Annotated in this window: 14 protein-coding genes; 5 read left to right on the top strand and 9 right to left on the bottom strand. The window is 34.8% G+C overall.

Translation table 11 applies throughout. From position 1 onward, the window contains the following. Window position 1: 1 nt before the first annotated feature. Window positions 2-721: a YIP1 family protein gene (locus tag H4J66_RS04830; protein ID WP_070376137.1), complete on the bottom strand. Its 720-nt coding sequence runs from the start codon at window positions 719-721 to the stop codon at window positions 2-4. 326 nt (window positions 722-1,047) lie between these two features. Between H4J66_RS04830 and H4J66_RS04825 the strand changes: the two genes are divergently transcribed. The 3 genes from H4J66_RS04825 to H4J66_RS04815 all read left to right on the top strand — a co-directional run bounded on the left by H4J66_RS04825 (window position 1,048) and on the right by H4J66_RS04815 (window position 3,000). Next, complete coding sequence (locus H4J66_RS04825; RefSeq protein ID WP_182171283.1) at window positions 1,048-2,028, top strand: methylenetetrahydrofolate reductase; 981 nt, start codon at window positions 1,048-1,050, stop codon at window positions 2,026-2,028. 113 nt (window positions 2,029-2,141) lie between these two features. Beyond that, complete coding sequence (locus H4J66_RS20720; RefSeq protein WP_182171388.1) at window positions 2,142-2,792, top strand: transporter substrate-binding domain-containing protein; 651 nt, start codon at window positions 2,142-2,144, stop codon at window positions 2,790-2,792. Window positions 2,793-2,808: 16 nt separating this feature from the next. Next, window positions 2,809-3,000 (top strand): hypothetical protein, encoded by a 192-nt coding sequence (locus H4J66_RS04815; RefSeq protein WP_259368543.1) that lies wholly within the window; start codon window positions 2,809-2,811, stop codon window positions 2,998-3,000. On the opposite strand, the gene H4J66_RS04810 is transcribed toward H4J66_RS04815, so the two are convergent. After that, entirely contained in the window at window positions 3,001-3,339 is a 339-nt protein-coding gene (locus H4J66_RS04810; protein ID WP_182171277.1) for a HopJ type III effector protein, read from the bottom strand. It abuts the gene before it with no gap. 220 nt (window positions 3,340-3,559) lie between these two features. Here H4J66_RS04810 and H4J66_RS04805 point away from each other — a divergent pair, with 220 nt between their 5' ends. Further along, window positions 3,560-3,799, top strand: a complete 240-nt coding sequence (locus H4J66_RS04805; protein ID WP_182171274.1) for a hypothetical protein — start codon at window positions 3,560-3,562, stop codon at window positions 3,797-3,799. Window positions 3,800-4,035: 236 nt separating this feature from the next. Here the strand turns inward: H4J66_RS04805 and H4J66_RS04800 are convergent, their stop codons facing one another. The 6 genes from H4J66_RS04800 to H4J66_RS04775 form a co-directional block, all read right to left on the bottom strand. Further along, window positions 4,036-4,953 (bottom strand): ABC transporter permease, encoded by a 918-nt coding sequence (locus tag H4J66_RS04800; RefSeq protein WP_182171271.1) that lies wholly within the window; start codon window positions 4,951-4,953, stop codon window positions 4,036-4,038. Further along, window positions 4,950-5,810: an ABC transporter ATP-binding protein gene (locus tag H4J66_RS04795; protein WP_182171268.1), complete on the bottom strand. Its 861-nt coding sequence runs from the start codon at window positions 5,808-5,810 to the stop codon at window positions 4,950-4,952. Before H4J66_RS04795 ends, H4J66_RS04800 begins: the two co-directional genes overlap by 4 nt. Then, window positions 5,807-6,163 carry a GntR family transcriptional regulator gene (locus H4J66_RS04790; RefSeq protein ID WP_182171265.1) on the bottom strand — a complete coding sequence of 119 codons (357 nt, stop codon included), beginning with the start codon at window positions 6,161-6,163 and terminating at the stop codon, window positions 5,807-5,809. The genes H4J66_RS04795 and H4J66_RS04790 overlap by 4 nt, the downstream gene beginning before the upstream one ends. A gap of 264 nt (window positions 6,164-6,427) precedes the next feature. Then, entirely contained in the window at window positions 6,428-6,817 is a 390-nt protein-coding gene (locus H4J66_RS04785) for an acyl-CoA thioesterase (RefSeq protein ID WP_182171262.1), read from the bottom strand. Between the two features lie 134 nt (window positions 6,818-6,951). Next, complete coding sequence (locus H4J66_RS04780) at window positions 6,952-8,430, bottom strand: VCBS repeat-containing protein (RefSeq protein ID WP_182171259.1); 1,479 nt, start codon at window positions 8,428-8,430, stop codon at window positions 6,952-6,954. Between the two features lie 533 nt (window positions 8,431-8,963). Then, window positions 8,964-9,848: an alpha/beta fold hydrolase gene (locus H4J66_RS04775; protein WP_182171256.1), complete on the bottom strand. Its 885-nt coding sequence runs from the start codon at window positions 9,846-9,848 to the stop codon at window positions 8,964-8,966. 291 nt (window positions 9,849-10,139) lie between these two features. On the opposite strand from H4J66_RS04775, the gene H4J66_RS04770 reads away from it, so the two are divergent. Continuing rightward, a complete protein-coding gene (locus tag H4J66_RS04770) occupies window positions 10,140-12,590 on the top strand; it encodes a DUF748 domain-containing protein (RefSeq protein ID WP_182171253.1) in 2,451 nt (816 codons plus the stop codon). Window positions 12,591-12,763: 173 nt separating this feature from the next. Here H4J66_RS04770 and H4J66_RS04765 read toward each other — a convergent pair whose 3' ends face one another. After that, a complete protein-coding gene (locus H4J66_RS04765; protein ID WP_182171250.1) occupies window positions 12,764-13,405 on the bottom strand; it encodes a LiaF domain-containing protein in 642 nt (213 codons plus the stop codon). Window positions 13,406-13,497 lie beyond the last annotated feature (92 nt).

Genomic DNA, 13,497 nt, shown 5'->3' with positions numbered 1-13,497 from the left:
ATTAAGCCGTAAACAGTAGGAATAAAGCCCAACCGCCAAAGATAAAAATCTGCGGTGCAGCTGCAATGATTAATGATTTTTTACTGTCAATATTTAGCCAAGAACCAAGGCCAATACTGGTAACGGCAATCATCCAAAATGTAAATAAGTTAATAGCTTCAAGAAAGCTGTACCAAGCGTTGCTCGGTTCTACAGAAAATAATAAGCTATTTAAACTTGTAGGTTGTAAATCTTGCATTGAAACCATGCCATCAGAAGAGAAAAAGATAACAAGTGCACTGAGCAATACCGATACGAAAGCAGGAAAGCTTGCCCACCAAGTGAATGCAAACCATTGAGTAAACTTATATTCACTACTTGCGCTTACTTTAGTAGCAATATGATAGTAAATAGCGGTAAGTGTATTGATAACGATGAAACCTATTGTGCCACCAATAGCCGTTGTCCACAGCATAGTGTCTTTTTCATAGAAACTTCCTATTGCTTTAAGTTCGTCATCAGTCATTGGTTTTGATGCTGCAGCCTGATTAAGCATAGTTTCTTTAAGCCAAGCAAAATCAACAACATTAAAATAATACAGGAATAAAACGAATGTTGAACTCGTCAGTAAGACAAATGGTAACCATGACCAACCTTTTTTTTCTTTAATCGTGTCAAAAGCTACGGTGGGTGAAAGTATTGTGTCCAAGCACGCTTGAAATGGGTTTGCAGACATTTTCATAATGTTCTCTTTTGTTAGTTTATTTTTATAGTTAAATTTAAAAATTGAAAATCTATTCTAAGTCTTCTATTTATAGCGAGCATTAAGCTCAATTGAATATTGGGACATATCTTCCTTAATATATAACTTTAAGCGTCAGTGTTTTGTGGTTTATAGAACAGTTAGTCTTATAGAATTAAGATTTATTACAATTAATTTTAATTATTTATCAATATATACAAATTATTTTTTTATCAACAATAAAATATGAATATCACAAAGATTTATTTTTACTAAGAAGGTATTATAATCTTACAGTCTTATCAAAATTACGGTATTTAAATAAAGTGAACAAAGGTTCAGAATTAAGAGCTCGCTATAACGATAATACACGCGGCGTCTATTTTATTGGCACAACCCCCCCTAAAAGTGATACACCAGCAGAACAAATTGAAATTATTGCTAATAAGCTGCTTGAACGGGTCAGTGATATCGATTTTGATGGTTTGATTGTTTATGATATACAAGACGAAAATTCGCGTACCAATGTACCGCGTCCTTTTCCTTTTAAATCAACATTAGATCCCCGTTATTATTCATCATTATTGCAAAATCAATCTCAACGCCCCGTGATCACTTATAAAAGTGTCATTCAGTCAAATAACGATGATTTTGATCAATGGGCAAATGAAGCTTGGCACACGTATGGCATTCGTGACGTTGTTCTTGTTGGCAGCCCTTCGCAAAAAAACACGATTTCATTACCACTTGCCAGTGCTTATAAAACTTTAGTTGATAATAAAAATGATTTCTTTATCGGTGGGATCACCATTGCAGAACGTCATGCAAATAAAGGTAATGAACATACTCGGTTGATAGAAAAACATCAGCAGGGTTGCAATTTCTTTATTTCTCAAGCTATCTATAATCCACAAGCCACTATAGATATGTTAACGCGCTATGCAATTGAATGTCAGCAGCAAGGATTAAAGCCTCAGCGGATAATTTTAACATTTTCACCTTGTGGCAGTAAAAAAACACTCGAATTTATTGAATGGTTAGGTGTTAGTGTTCCTGAAGCGACTAGTTTACGTATTCTTAATGCAGAAAAACCACTATATGAATCTATTCGCATCTGTTTAAATACTTTACAACAAATACTCGATGCCGTATTACCCTACGATTTACCATTAGGATTAAATATTGAGAGTTTAACCAACCGTAAAGAAGAAATTGATGGCTCAATTTTATTATATAAGTTGCTGCGTTCAACCATGGAGAACTACTTGTCCAAACAAGAGCTAGACCGATTAATTCATCAGAAATAATAATTTAAGCACAAGCCATTATTTTTGTTATAATCGAAATAGAAGAAAACCGTAACAACTAGTCTTTTATAGCATGAAGTGTATTTTATTTTTTATCAGCTCAAGCCGAAACGATAAGGGTAGCGATATCTTTCGATGGAAAGCCTCCTTATTCATTTAGAGAACAAGAGCACCGCGGTATTTATGTCGAAGTATTTCAAGAGATATTTAAACTAACCCCTTATCAATTAGAGTTTGTTTATCTCTGTTCTGCACGAGTACGTTCTAGTTTTACCGACGGTAAAGTCGATATCGAATGTTGTCCTATTGGCGCGTGGCGAGCAAACGAAACGGCCATTTCTCTCTATAGCCAACCGCTATTCAAAACTGAAGACGTTTATGTATTTCCGCAAGGGAAATTAAGAACTATTGGTCCGTTAGCAGATGAAAACATTGCAACAATCAAGGGTTTTGGCTACGCTTTTGATACCGTTTTCACCCGCTATGATGTAGAAAGTGAACTGAAATTATTAAAGCTTATTGAAGGTAATAGATTACCGGTCGGCATTGTCGATCGAACCATAGTTAACTACCTGAGTAGAAGTCATCAGTTAACGGTTGTCATAGGTCAAGTTCATGAACATTCCCTACGCCCGTTGCGTATACATAAATCTAAAGCGCATATTTTACCTATTATAAACCAAGCTATTAATCGCTTAGTAAAGAATGGAAAAATAAATGCTATAGTCAGTAAATATACCAGCACGTTAAAGGAAGAAAATTAAGCCATTGAAATTAATTATGAAAACAGCGTTTGATAATTTAAGAAACAATCCGCTCCATCAATACCAAAGCGACACTAATGGCGAAAAACAAGTCGTGAAAGTTTATTTTGGTGGGTCACTTATCGCCAAAATGATCAAACTAAAAAAATCTGTTCGATATTTTGGCGTAAAAGGTTACCAGAGTTACTTATCCGCAGACGACACTTAATTAAGAAAGCGCGACACCTGCAAACGTAATACCTTGCCAACCTTGCTTTATAAAGTTTCGAATATTGGTGTGATCGTCACCCTTAGGATTTAACAATACATCTTTTCGGTAATATTCGCCAAAACACGCTAATGTTGTCTGTTCGGATAAATCATGTAACTTTGCAAAAGCAAATATTTTACACGACCCTTCATTAGTTCCTGACTCATTCATTAAGTCACCATTACTAAAAGCACATGGTTGATAGTTATAGTTAGCTGATATTACCGCCATTACCTCACTAAATTCTATTTGTTCAGCTTTAGTTGATAGCTGTTTAAGTAAGTCATTTAATTGCATAGTATTTCCTTTATGAATTCTAAAAAGTCGTAAATCGGCCAGCATTATATAAGTAAACCTGTGACACCAGCTAAAAAACTGATTGTAAGGCCAAGTTGGTAGCCATTTTTTCCTTTTGAAATCTAATGTAACATTTATCATTAGCTTCTATGTAGAGCGAATAAGATAACTTTGCTAAGCTTATTATATTAAAATCAAAGAAAGTTAAAAAGGCTAAAATATGAAATTATTTCAAAATAAAGAGCTGCAAGGACTCTGTTTATGCCTTGCTGTAATGGGAGTAGCCTACGCACTATTGTTAATACTGTTAATTATGTTTACGGGGATAAAATTATATAAAACAGTGATTATCGTAGCCACAATTTCAAGTATACTTTTTACACTCGGCCTTAATAAGCAAGTTAAAAATCGCTTAAGACAACAAATTGAAACTTTATTTGCAAAGAAAGTTATCGTCTAAATTATTTATCGCGCTATAGGCTCTGCTATAGCGTTTACCAAACACTTTCCTATTCGAACTATTATCAATTACTTCGCCAAATATAATATCAACCTAAGTTCACTTAGTTGTTTTTAGATATTTAAAGTTAAGACTATTAACCCACAAAAAAGCTGTGCCATTAACATATAGCATGTTGGTGGCGCAGCTTGTTGCGGCTAAAATTAATATGTTTAAGTTAATATGCTTAAATAATGTTACACCTCAGCTTTATTCTTTCTTAACCAATATGTGCCATAAAGTAATGAAATACCCACTAATACACTTCCTATATTTAATTTAGTAATAAATGCCTGTAATGGTACTGTTCTGGCAAAATGTTCTTGCCCTTGCACAGATTCAATAAATTGTGATGAAAGTGAGAAATACTCTAGTAATAAGCTACCTATATAGGATTGCGATAAATGGAAGTAGTGCACGACAAAACCTTCCACTAATAAAACAACGGCCACAGGTAGTATTGCCCATAAAAATGGGGCTTTCTTCGCATACATAGACGCTAACATTAACCATGCAAACAAAGGTAGCATCCAAATAGCAAGGGGAAGAAGGTGTAACCAAATAAGTGATACACCACTTAAAATATCAGCATCAACCCACAATGCCCATAAGCTAACATCGTAACCAACAGACAATATAATGCAAACTAAAAACGCTAACAAAAGAATCAAGCATAAAGTAGCGGTTGCGGCTCCTAAAAATATAGCTGGAATTGCTAAGGCTCCGGTAATTAATTTGGCAATAATTGCGGTGACATCAGAAACAGGTAACGAACGCCAAAACATAATAGATAAATCTCTGCGTTCATCAAATAGACAGACAGTAAAGTAATAAAGCTGAATGATTAGCGCCACCACTAAAAAGGGTGCAAATAAAGAAAGTGCCATTACAAAGAATAACTTAGGGATCATTGGCGCATGCTCAGCAGAAAAAAACTGTTCAGGGAATGTCGTTAAAAACTGAAATAATTCACTAAGACTTTCATTACTTTGCATAAAAATAGCGAGAGGCATCACGATGACCAAAGCAGCGATAATAATGGGCAGCCATTTTAGAATATTGCTAAATTCCCATAATTCTTTTTTAATTGAAGTTGTTAATACTTTCGTGTTCATGAATATATCTCCTTGGTCATCACGCCAACAAAAATGTCAGCTAAACTCGGTACGCTTATTTTACCCAACGCTTGTAAGTCCTCATTTTTTTGATTGTCAAAAAGCATGGTGGTTAACCCCATTAAACTATTTGAAAATAGCGGTTTAAATTGCTTTGCTTGCTCGATATTGTCCTGAGTTACGGTTAACAATGTAAAACGTTCACGAATATTTTCAGTGCTTTCAGCTATAACAATTTTACCTTCTTGAATAAAGGCAACATCTGTTAAAATATGCTCAATTTCTTCAATCTGATGCGTAGTTATAAGAATACATTTATCTTCCGTGTAGAAGTCTTCTAATAAGTGCGTATAAAACTGTCTACGGGTTAAAATATCTAGACCCAACGTTGGTTCATCTAAAACAAGCACTTTAGCGTCTATAGCCAATACTAAAGATAAATGTAACTGAGTAACCATTCCTTTAGACAAAGCCTTCACTTTATCATTCATATCGATATTAGTTTTTGCCAGAAATGTACGTGCTTTTTCAATATCGAAATTAGGATGAACATCATTCATGTAGCTTAATGCTTGAGTAACTTTTAACCATTTAGGCAATATAGCGACATCTGAAATATAGGCGACATCATTAAGCATCTTTTCACGGTCTTTTCTTGGATGATGGCCAAGAACATTAATATCACCTTGAAAATCAGTTAAACCTAGCAATGATTGAAGACATGTGGTTTTACCGGCACCATTAGGACCAACTAAACCAACAATTTGTCCTTTATGAATACTTAAGCTCACATCAGAAACAACATGTTTCTTACCGTAAGATTTGTTTAAGCCTGTTATAGAAATTAATTCATTCATAACTTATCTCCTGTTAGCAACTGCTCAGCAGAAAGTTTTAATCGCGTTATTTGTTTTAATATTTCTGGCCATTGCTGAACCAAGAAAGTTTCGCGCTCTCGATCAAGCATTAGTTCTTGCGCTCCTGATTTAACAAATAAACCTTTTCCACGCTGTTTTTCTACAACTTGTTCATCCTGTAACATTTGATACGCCTTAGAAATAGTAATTGGGTTCACTTGATATTCTGCAGCCACTTTTCGGACTGATGGCAATGCTTCGCCTTCTTTGATATAACCATCGAGAATACGAGCAACAACTTGCTGGTATAACTGTAGGTATATCGGTTTTTCATTATCCCACTGAGGTATCATAATATTTCCTAACGGTAGTTATGCTTAAGTTCTGTTATTTATGTTTAAATAAAAACAATACGTGTGTTATACATCACCAACACACCAGCACACAAGAAAAATATGTAGATAAAATAATCTACATATGTAAATAAATATTTCAAATGGTTCTTTAGCGGAGTGAAATCAATAAAAAAATTAAAAAATTAAAAAATTAAAAAAATCAACAGGAAATGTTGATTTTTATGACAGGGATATTTTGATGAGAATCTAAAGTGGCGTGATTTATTCCGCTTCTTGAGCCTGTAAAGCTAGTAAGGTTTTTCCATGTGGGATAGGTGCTTTAGTTTCAGGGTCGACTTGTACAAAGACGATATCATCAGCTAAACAGATGGTCTTTTTAGTAATTTTATTACGCATTAAACAAGTGACTGTTATTGACGTTTTCCCCACACTTTTAGTTGATAAACCAAACTCAACTACATCACCCTGTACGGCTGGTGATTCAAAATTTATTGCACCAATGTGTTTAGTCACTAGGCAGTTAGTCTCTAATTGACAAATAGCAAAAATAGCAGCTTCTTCATCAATCCAGGCTAATGCACGGCCACCAAAAAGTGAGTCTGCATAGTTTAAATCATTAGGAAGAACCAATCTACGGGATAAAAAACGCATAATGTGACCTTAAAAATTGTCATGGTGTTATTTATGGCACTATGACATTGCTAAAAAAAGGGAAGGCTTGTGATTTGCTTGTAGCAAATCACATTGGCATTAACCCTTGATAGTATAACGAACTTTAGTGTTAATTAACTCGCTGATAACCATAATGTCAGTTTATTTTCACCCACTTCTTTCTCTTCATCTTCATCATAGTGGGTGCCATATAAAAAGAGGATGTCTGCTTTACCATCATTATTAAAATCTTTAATTTCAGTACGGACACTTTTAGGTAAGGAGATTTCATAATCAGCGCCACGTTTAGCAAATAAACGTTTGCCTTTAGCCCCCGAGTAAATGGTAAATTCTTTATCATCTGTTTTAAGGATCAGGTCGTTAATGCCATCACCATCAAAGTCGCTAACATCGGTTAGTGCCTGACCGTCACTGCCAGAATTAATTGCTATTTCAACTTCATTTTCATAAATAGGCTTTTTTACATACTTACCGTTTTTTTCCAACTTATAGAAGCGTAAATCCATATCTATAGCACCAGACATTGCCGACATCATAGTACCTATGCCCATTTCAACACTTAAGGTGTAATAATCTTTCAAGCCATCACCATCAACATCTTTAAACTTTATCATACCCTCACCATCAAAAGTCGCATGACCATCAGCTTCCTTTTTGTAGTGCATCAGACCATTTTCTATGAACCCATAACGTATCATCAAGTGATTAGTTCTAGACATCATGCCTTCTCGTACTGACTCTTTAGTGACAATGTCAACGAGCCCATCACCATTGATATCTTCAATGGTTTCAAGGTTTACAGAAGGACTTTTTTCACCTTGTTGTTTTTTTATCCTAGAGTTTTTATTTTCTAAATGTGCATTTAAGTTTATAACCATGGGGTTAATATCAAATAACTGAGCAGGCGTTTGAGCAAAGACCATCAATTGATCATCAATTTGGAAGGCGATATCTTTTTTGTCATCGTGGTTAAAGTCAGCATGGTAAAAATTTTGAGGGGTAAATGACAGACCACGTCCTGACTTTTCAATGCGAGGTGATATTGCGAAGGATTGATGAGTAAATTCTCCCATAGCGTTTTGCAAATATATGTGAGTTGTATCTAAACTGTGAGTAATAAAATCGCTTAGACCATCCTGATTAAAATCTTTGACAAAATCACCAAAGTTTACCTCAAAAATGCCTTGGTATTTGTATAAAGTATCAACGTCTATCAATTTACTGATGGTTTTATCTTCTAGGTTGTAAGACATCACCGCATTAGTTGTTAAGTAAACAATCACTTCGCCTACTTGCTTCGCCAATGTTGCTTGATTAAAGAATTGTGCGTTTTCAGGAATATCAATAATCTGTGCTTGCTCAACTAAACCACTCTTACTGATACGGGGATAATAACTAAAGCGGTTACCATCATGAATAAGTAAATCAACATCACTACCCTTCTCATTTAGATACAGCAACTTCCCTGTTATTTTGTGCTGCGAACTTTGCTGAGATTTATTAAAATTTAATTTATTAGCTTTTGCTAAAAGTAGAGGAGAAGCTAAAGTCGTTAATAATAAAACCATCGTTATTGTTGCTATCTTTGACATAATAATCCTTTGGTGTCTGATTTATTGCTAGTCTTTATACCCATCTAAGTGAACACAAAGATATTGAACTAATATTGATTACAAATGATTAACATAGTTCAAACTTAATAGCATTATCCTCTAATACCAAGTAATAAATTGTAACAATGGTTGTTTTTACAAAGGTGAGCTACCTGACCTATCATTAAATAAGGATGAGTTGCACTTGTCGTTATGTTGATGTTGATTTTATTTTTACTAGGATGATTCAACAAAGTATTCTTTTTAGGATCAAGACTAGATAAATACCTACCACAAGGTTGTTCATTGATAACCTTGTTGTTTTTCTCATTGCCGCATTTATATTGTCGGTGGAAGGGGAGAAGAATAGCATTACCCTTGCAGCATTCAGTAAAGGCGGTTGCAGCAAATTTTTAAACACTAAAGTTAGGCTAAATATCTACACTGAATGAATAACATTATTGGTTTAATAAGGTCTCGGGTAAAAGGCTATTTGTATAACCACTTAGAAAACGACCTAACTGTTCGGTAAGTCAATGAGACTTTAACCATTTAACTAGCTGCGGATAGTGATCAATTCTAGCATTAGGATGAGTAAGAATATTAATATGATCGTAATTTTGCATATTCCCTGAAGATTTTGACAGCAAAGTAAATTTCGCCTTCGGATTATATTCTTGAATGAAAATATTAACATCACTGGCATGTCCTAATACTTTATCTTTACTGCCAGTAAAGTGCCATGTTGGGGGCCAATCAACAGACTTAGCGGCTTGAAAGTAATCAAAACCATCAGTCGTATCATGCCAAGCACTTTTTTTAACCCAAGCGACGCTATCGGCTAACGATTGTTCGGTTTCATTATCAGAGCCAATGCCATGCTTTTTAGCATCTAAAAAGCCTCTGTTCCTTGCCAATTTAGGGGCGACATTATTCCAAACAATATTCACTTTAAACATTTTTTCTAAACTTTTTACTGTCACCATGCGCTTGGTACCAAAACAAGTTTTACTACGTATACGTTCAATTATTTTAGGAAACCTGGCCAGCGTACTCGCCAATAAAACCCCTCCCCAGGAATGTGCAACAAGATGAATTTTTTGTTGTGTGACTTGAAAAATATAATTTATAAAACGTGGGATATCTTCAGTGATCGCTTCAAATTGACCATGTACAGCATGCTCATCAATACGGGGTGTGCTTTCACCACGGCCACGTAAATCGGCGACATAAACATCAAAACCCTGCTCTGCTAAGTAACATGCTAGACCTTTACCTTTTTTAGTATAGAAAATAAGGCCATTTTCAATCGCACCATGCAACATAAAAATAGGCGCCCCGCCCTTTTTTTGCCAAATATGCCTTAAATGAAGTTGGTGATCTCCATGAGATAAAAATAAAGATTCTTGATTTATCATAGGATTATTAAAATATTCGTGAATAGAAAAAAAGGTCCGACCAGTGGATAATCAGCATACGGTGTTGGGTACTGTTGATCAACAAAAATAACTTAAGACTTGGATTACTGGCAAGATCCTAACCATAAGACTAGACAGTCGATTAAAAAGTCAATAACCTACTCCAATTTACAATATTATTGCCGTTAAGCATCATTTTTTTAACAAGAACATGATGCAAAAGTATTAAACATCTGCTTTATTTAATGAATAATAATTTTAATAACAACTGCTCCCTAAATTAGGAAATTTATGTCTTCTTCGATAAAAACCTTAGCTAAAGCAATTAAGTTTTTCAGCTTATTTATTATTGCTCTTTTGCTAATTATCTGGCTCTCTTCGCCATTTGTTAGTCGACATTACCTAACTAAATACCTTAATGAGCACCAGCTCACCCTAGCGGATAAAACAACCATACGTTATAACCCTTTTTGGTCGAATTTAAATATACGAGAGCTAGAAATAGTAAGCGTAGAAAATAGCGACAAGCCCCTTATATCGTTAAAATCTTTAAACGTTACGTTGAGTTTGTTTAAACTATTAACTGACACTTTATTTGTTTCAGAGTTTGCTATTGATGGCTTATATCTAGATGTTAATTTAAATGGTGAGGCACCCATTATTGGTGGCTTTGTTATTGCCAATAATTCAAACGAGACTAAAAAATCCGTCGAAACACCTGCAGCACAAACAGCAGATTTAGCAAAAGATTCAAATAATGAGGTTGCCAATAATTATCAAGTTTCATTACCCTATTTTAGCCTTTCCAATGCTACTTTTAATGTTGGTATTGAACAAAGCCAACAAGAATTTATCATTAATTCACTTGTTATAAAAAATGTACTTGCCTCGACAAAAACACAACAAGCAGAGGTTGTACTTAATGCTTTAATTAATAAGGCCCCTTTGCTTCTAAAATTAAATGCCGATTTGACTTCAGAACAGCGTAAAATAAGCTCTGAAATAACCTTATCTGAATTAGCACTCGCCCCATTACAGCCGCTGCTAACCGCTAATATCCCCGAGCAAGAACCACTAACAATGCAAGGTTCTATCAGTCTTAATAGCAAGCAGTCAATTTCTCTGTCGACTGCTGTCACCGACATTAACGTTGAAACTTTTGAGTTAAAAGCAACTGACTTTAAAGCGACAAAAAAAAACAAAACGCTTGCACTTAATATTTTCCCACTAACTTTAGAAAACTTTTCTCTGGTGCTTGTTAATGAACAAGCACCTAAAATAAATGGTACCGCTTCACTAAATATTAATGATTTAAAGGCTTATGAAGGTGAAGGCGCACAATTATTGGCTAAAATATCAACAATAAAACTTGATGATATTACGGTGACTACAACAGAGTCATTAATAACAGCTAGTATCAAAAATTTGATTATTGAGCAAAGTCTATTTGCTGAAAATACCACAGATAATTTCCCTCCTTTAGCCCAATTCAAAAACCTAAGTATTAATGATGTAACTGTGTCGCAGCAGGGTCTATTCATCGATACAATTAACCTTTTAGGTTTAACTATTGATACCAACTTAGACAAAGAAAAAAATATTACTGGTTTACCCACTTCACCAAAAGATCAACCACCCGTTGCCGAGCCGATAGCCAAAACAATTAATTCACCTAAAACCATTGAGGGAGAGGCAGGAAGCGAAGAAAAATTATTTTTATTATCACTCAATTCTTTTTCATTTGGTGATACCGCCGGTATTACTTTTATTGATCGCAGCACAAGTCCGTATTACAAAAGATCATTCAACATCACAACGTTTAACGCTGGCTCTTTTGATAACCAAAAACCACAGCAAGAAAGTAATTTCACCTTAACCGGTAACAGTGATAAATACGCTAATTTCAACTTATCTGCCGTTGCTAAACCTTTTAGTAAAAAAGACTATTATAAATTGAATGGTTTCTTCAAAGAGGTCAGTTTGCCTTCATTATCGACTTATATTGCGCAAGCACTTAACTACGAACTTAAAAGCGGTCAGCTTGATGTCGATCTAGATGTAACCATTGATGATAAAAAAATTGCTGGCAAGACCAAGTTATTTTTAAGAGGTGTGGAACTAGGTGCAGCAAACGATCATGAAACAGGCACAGTGAAAAGCCAAACATCGGTACCTTTTAACATTGCCTTAGGGATGTTAAAAGATGGTGATGGCAACGTAGAGCTAGATATTCCGTTGAAAGGTAGCACTGATGATCCTTCTTTTGGCATGAGCGGTTTTATTAATTTACTGGTAAAGAAAGCAACGATGTCTGCTGCTAAAGAATATTTGATCACTACCTTTGTGCCTTACGCCAATGTAGTTAATGTGGCTATGTCTGCGGGTGATTACTTATTAAAAGTTCGTTTTAATGATTTAAACTTTCCAATAAAAGAAACGCAATTAACAGCTCAGCAAAGCCAATTTTTAACTCAATTTTCAGCCCTGATGACAGATAAGCTCGATACACAATTAACCTTGTGTGCTATTGCAACACCAGAAGACATTGATAAACCGTTAGGGACTAAGATTACCGACATAGATGATATAAAACAATTGGCTGAAATCTCTGGACAGCGCCTTGAGGCTTTTAAAGATTATATGGTAAAAGAACACGGCATTGCCTCTTCTAGGCTGTTACTTTGCTCACCAAAAATAGACTCTACTAAGGGTGCTAAACCAAGAATTACCTTTACAGACTAACTATTTTATTCGCGAATAAAAAACGCTGACACGTAATGAGTCAGCGTTTTATTTATCTATTATTTTGGGCGATTATCGAAAGTGCCTTTATTAAACGTTACTCTACCAAAATCAAGTTTACTTTCCTTGAGGAATAAAGCCATTAATTTAACGTTGAAATAACATCATCTAGGCTAATAAAATATATCTTTTAACCCATTAGCAAAAGCGGTGAAACGTTCTTTTAAGGTACGTTTCAGCTTGATATCTAGTGCACCAAATAAAACTAAACCTTCAACATATATTTTTGGTGCATCAATATAATCAGTTGATGGCGCTTTATTGTCAATGCCACCAAAAATACAAAAAGCTTTCGAAACAACTTTAACATTTTCAGGTACGAATATATCAATTCCGCCAAACAAACAAAAAACTTTCACTGTTACTTCACGCTGAGTAAAAATAGCCTCACTAAAGTCAATATCACAACCACCAAAGACACTTATTGATTTGATTTCTTTAGCGACTCGCCATTCACCACTACGGCCACTTCCACTAAAGATATTAATAAGTAAATCACTGTCATCTGTTGGCGTTGAGGAATAATTAAAGCGAAAGTCTTCTTTTTTCTTTTCGATATATTCTTCGTCAACTTTTAAGTCTAAATCAGCAACAAGTGAAACAAGGTCTTCATTAGATTCAAAAGCCATTGCTTGATCTAATCGCCTTTCAAAAGCTTCATGTGAAAGTTCACCGTGACTATAGTTCATCACTAATTGGTCAACCACCTCTTCTCTTACTTTATCGACAGGCCTGTCTGCAATGTTAACGGCCATATTATTATTCCTCTAAACAGCCAAAATATTATTGAAATTAAAGCAATAAACAGACCATTAATAATAGTATTAAATTACAATGCCTTACATAT

Origin of the sequence: Colwellia sp. MB3u-55, from assembly GCF_014076785.1 — a bacterium.
In the GTDB taxonomy this organism is placed as follows: Bacteria; Pseudomonadota; Gammaproteobacteria; order Enterobacterales; family Alteromonadaceae; genus Colwellia_A.
The sequence above is the reverse complement of the archived record's forward strand: the minus strand, read 5'-3'. Positions and strand labels throughout refer to the sequence as shown.

Excerpts from the sequence above, each read along its gene's own strand:
- H4J66_RS04775 (WP_182171256.1), bottom strand. The coding sequence starts at position 9,848 with ATGATAAATCAAGAATCTTTATTTTTATCTCATGGAGATCACCAACTT.
- H4J66_RS04770 (WP_182171253.1), top strand. The coding sequence starts at position 10,140 with ATGTCTTCTTCGATAAAAACCTTAGCTAAAGCAATTAAGTTTTTCAGC.
- H4J66_RS04805 (WP_182171274.1), top strand. The coding sequence starts at position 3,560 with ATGAAATTATTTCAAAATAAAGAGCTGCAAGGACTCTGTTTATGCCTT.
- H4J66_RS04830 (WP_070376137.1), bottom strand. The coding sequence starts at position 721 with ATGAAAATGTCTGCAAACCCATTTCAAGCGTGCTTGGACACAATACTT.
- H4J66_RS04785 (WP_182171262.1), bottom strand. The coding sequence starts at position 6,817 with ATGCGTTTTTTATCCCGTAGATTGGTTCTTCCTAATGATTTAAACTAT.
- H4J66_RS04780 (WP_182171259.1), bottom strand. The coding sequence starts at position 8,430 with ATGTCAAAGATAGCAACAATAACGATGGTTTTATTATTAACGACTTTA.
- H4J66_RS04800 (WP_182171271.1), bottom strand. The coding sequence starts at position 4,953 with ATGAACACGAAAGTATTAACAACTTCAATTAAAAAAGAATTATGGGAA.
- H4J66_RS04810 (WP_182171277.1), bottom strand. The coding sequence starts at position 3,339 with ATGCAATTAAATGACTTACTTAAACAGCTATCAACTAAAGCTGAACAA.
- H4J66_RS04815 (WP_259368543.1), top strand. The coding sequence starts at position 2,809 with ATGAAAACAGCGTTTGATAATTTAAGAAACAATCCGCTCCATCAATAC.
- H4J66_RS04795 (WP_182171268.1), bottom strand. The coding sequence starts at position 5,810 with ATGAATGAATTAATTTCTATAACAGGCTTAAACAAATCTTACGGTAAG.
- H4J66_RS04765 (WP_182171250.1), bottom strand. The coding sequence starts at position 13,405 with ATGGCCGTTAACATTGCAGACAGGCCTGTCGATAAAGTAAGAGAAGAG.
- H4J66_RS04790 (WP_182171265.1), bottom strand. The coding sequence starts at position 6,163 with ATGATACCTCAGTGGGATAATGAAAAACCGATATACCTACAGTTATAC.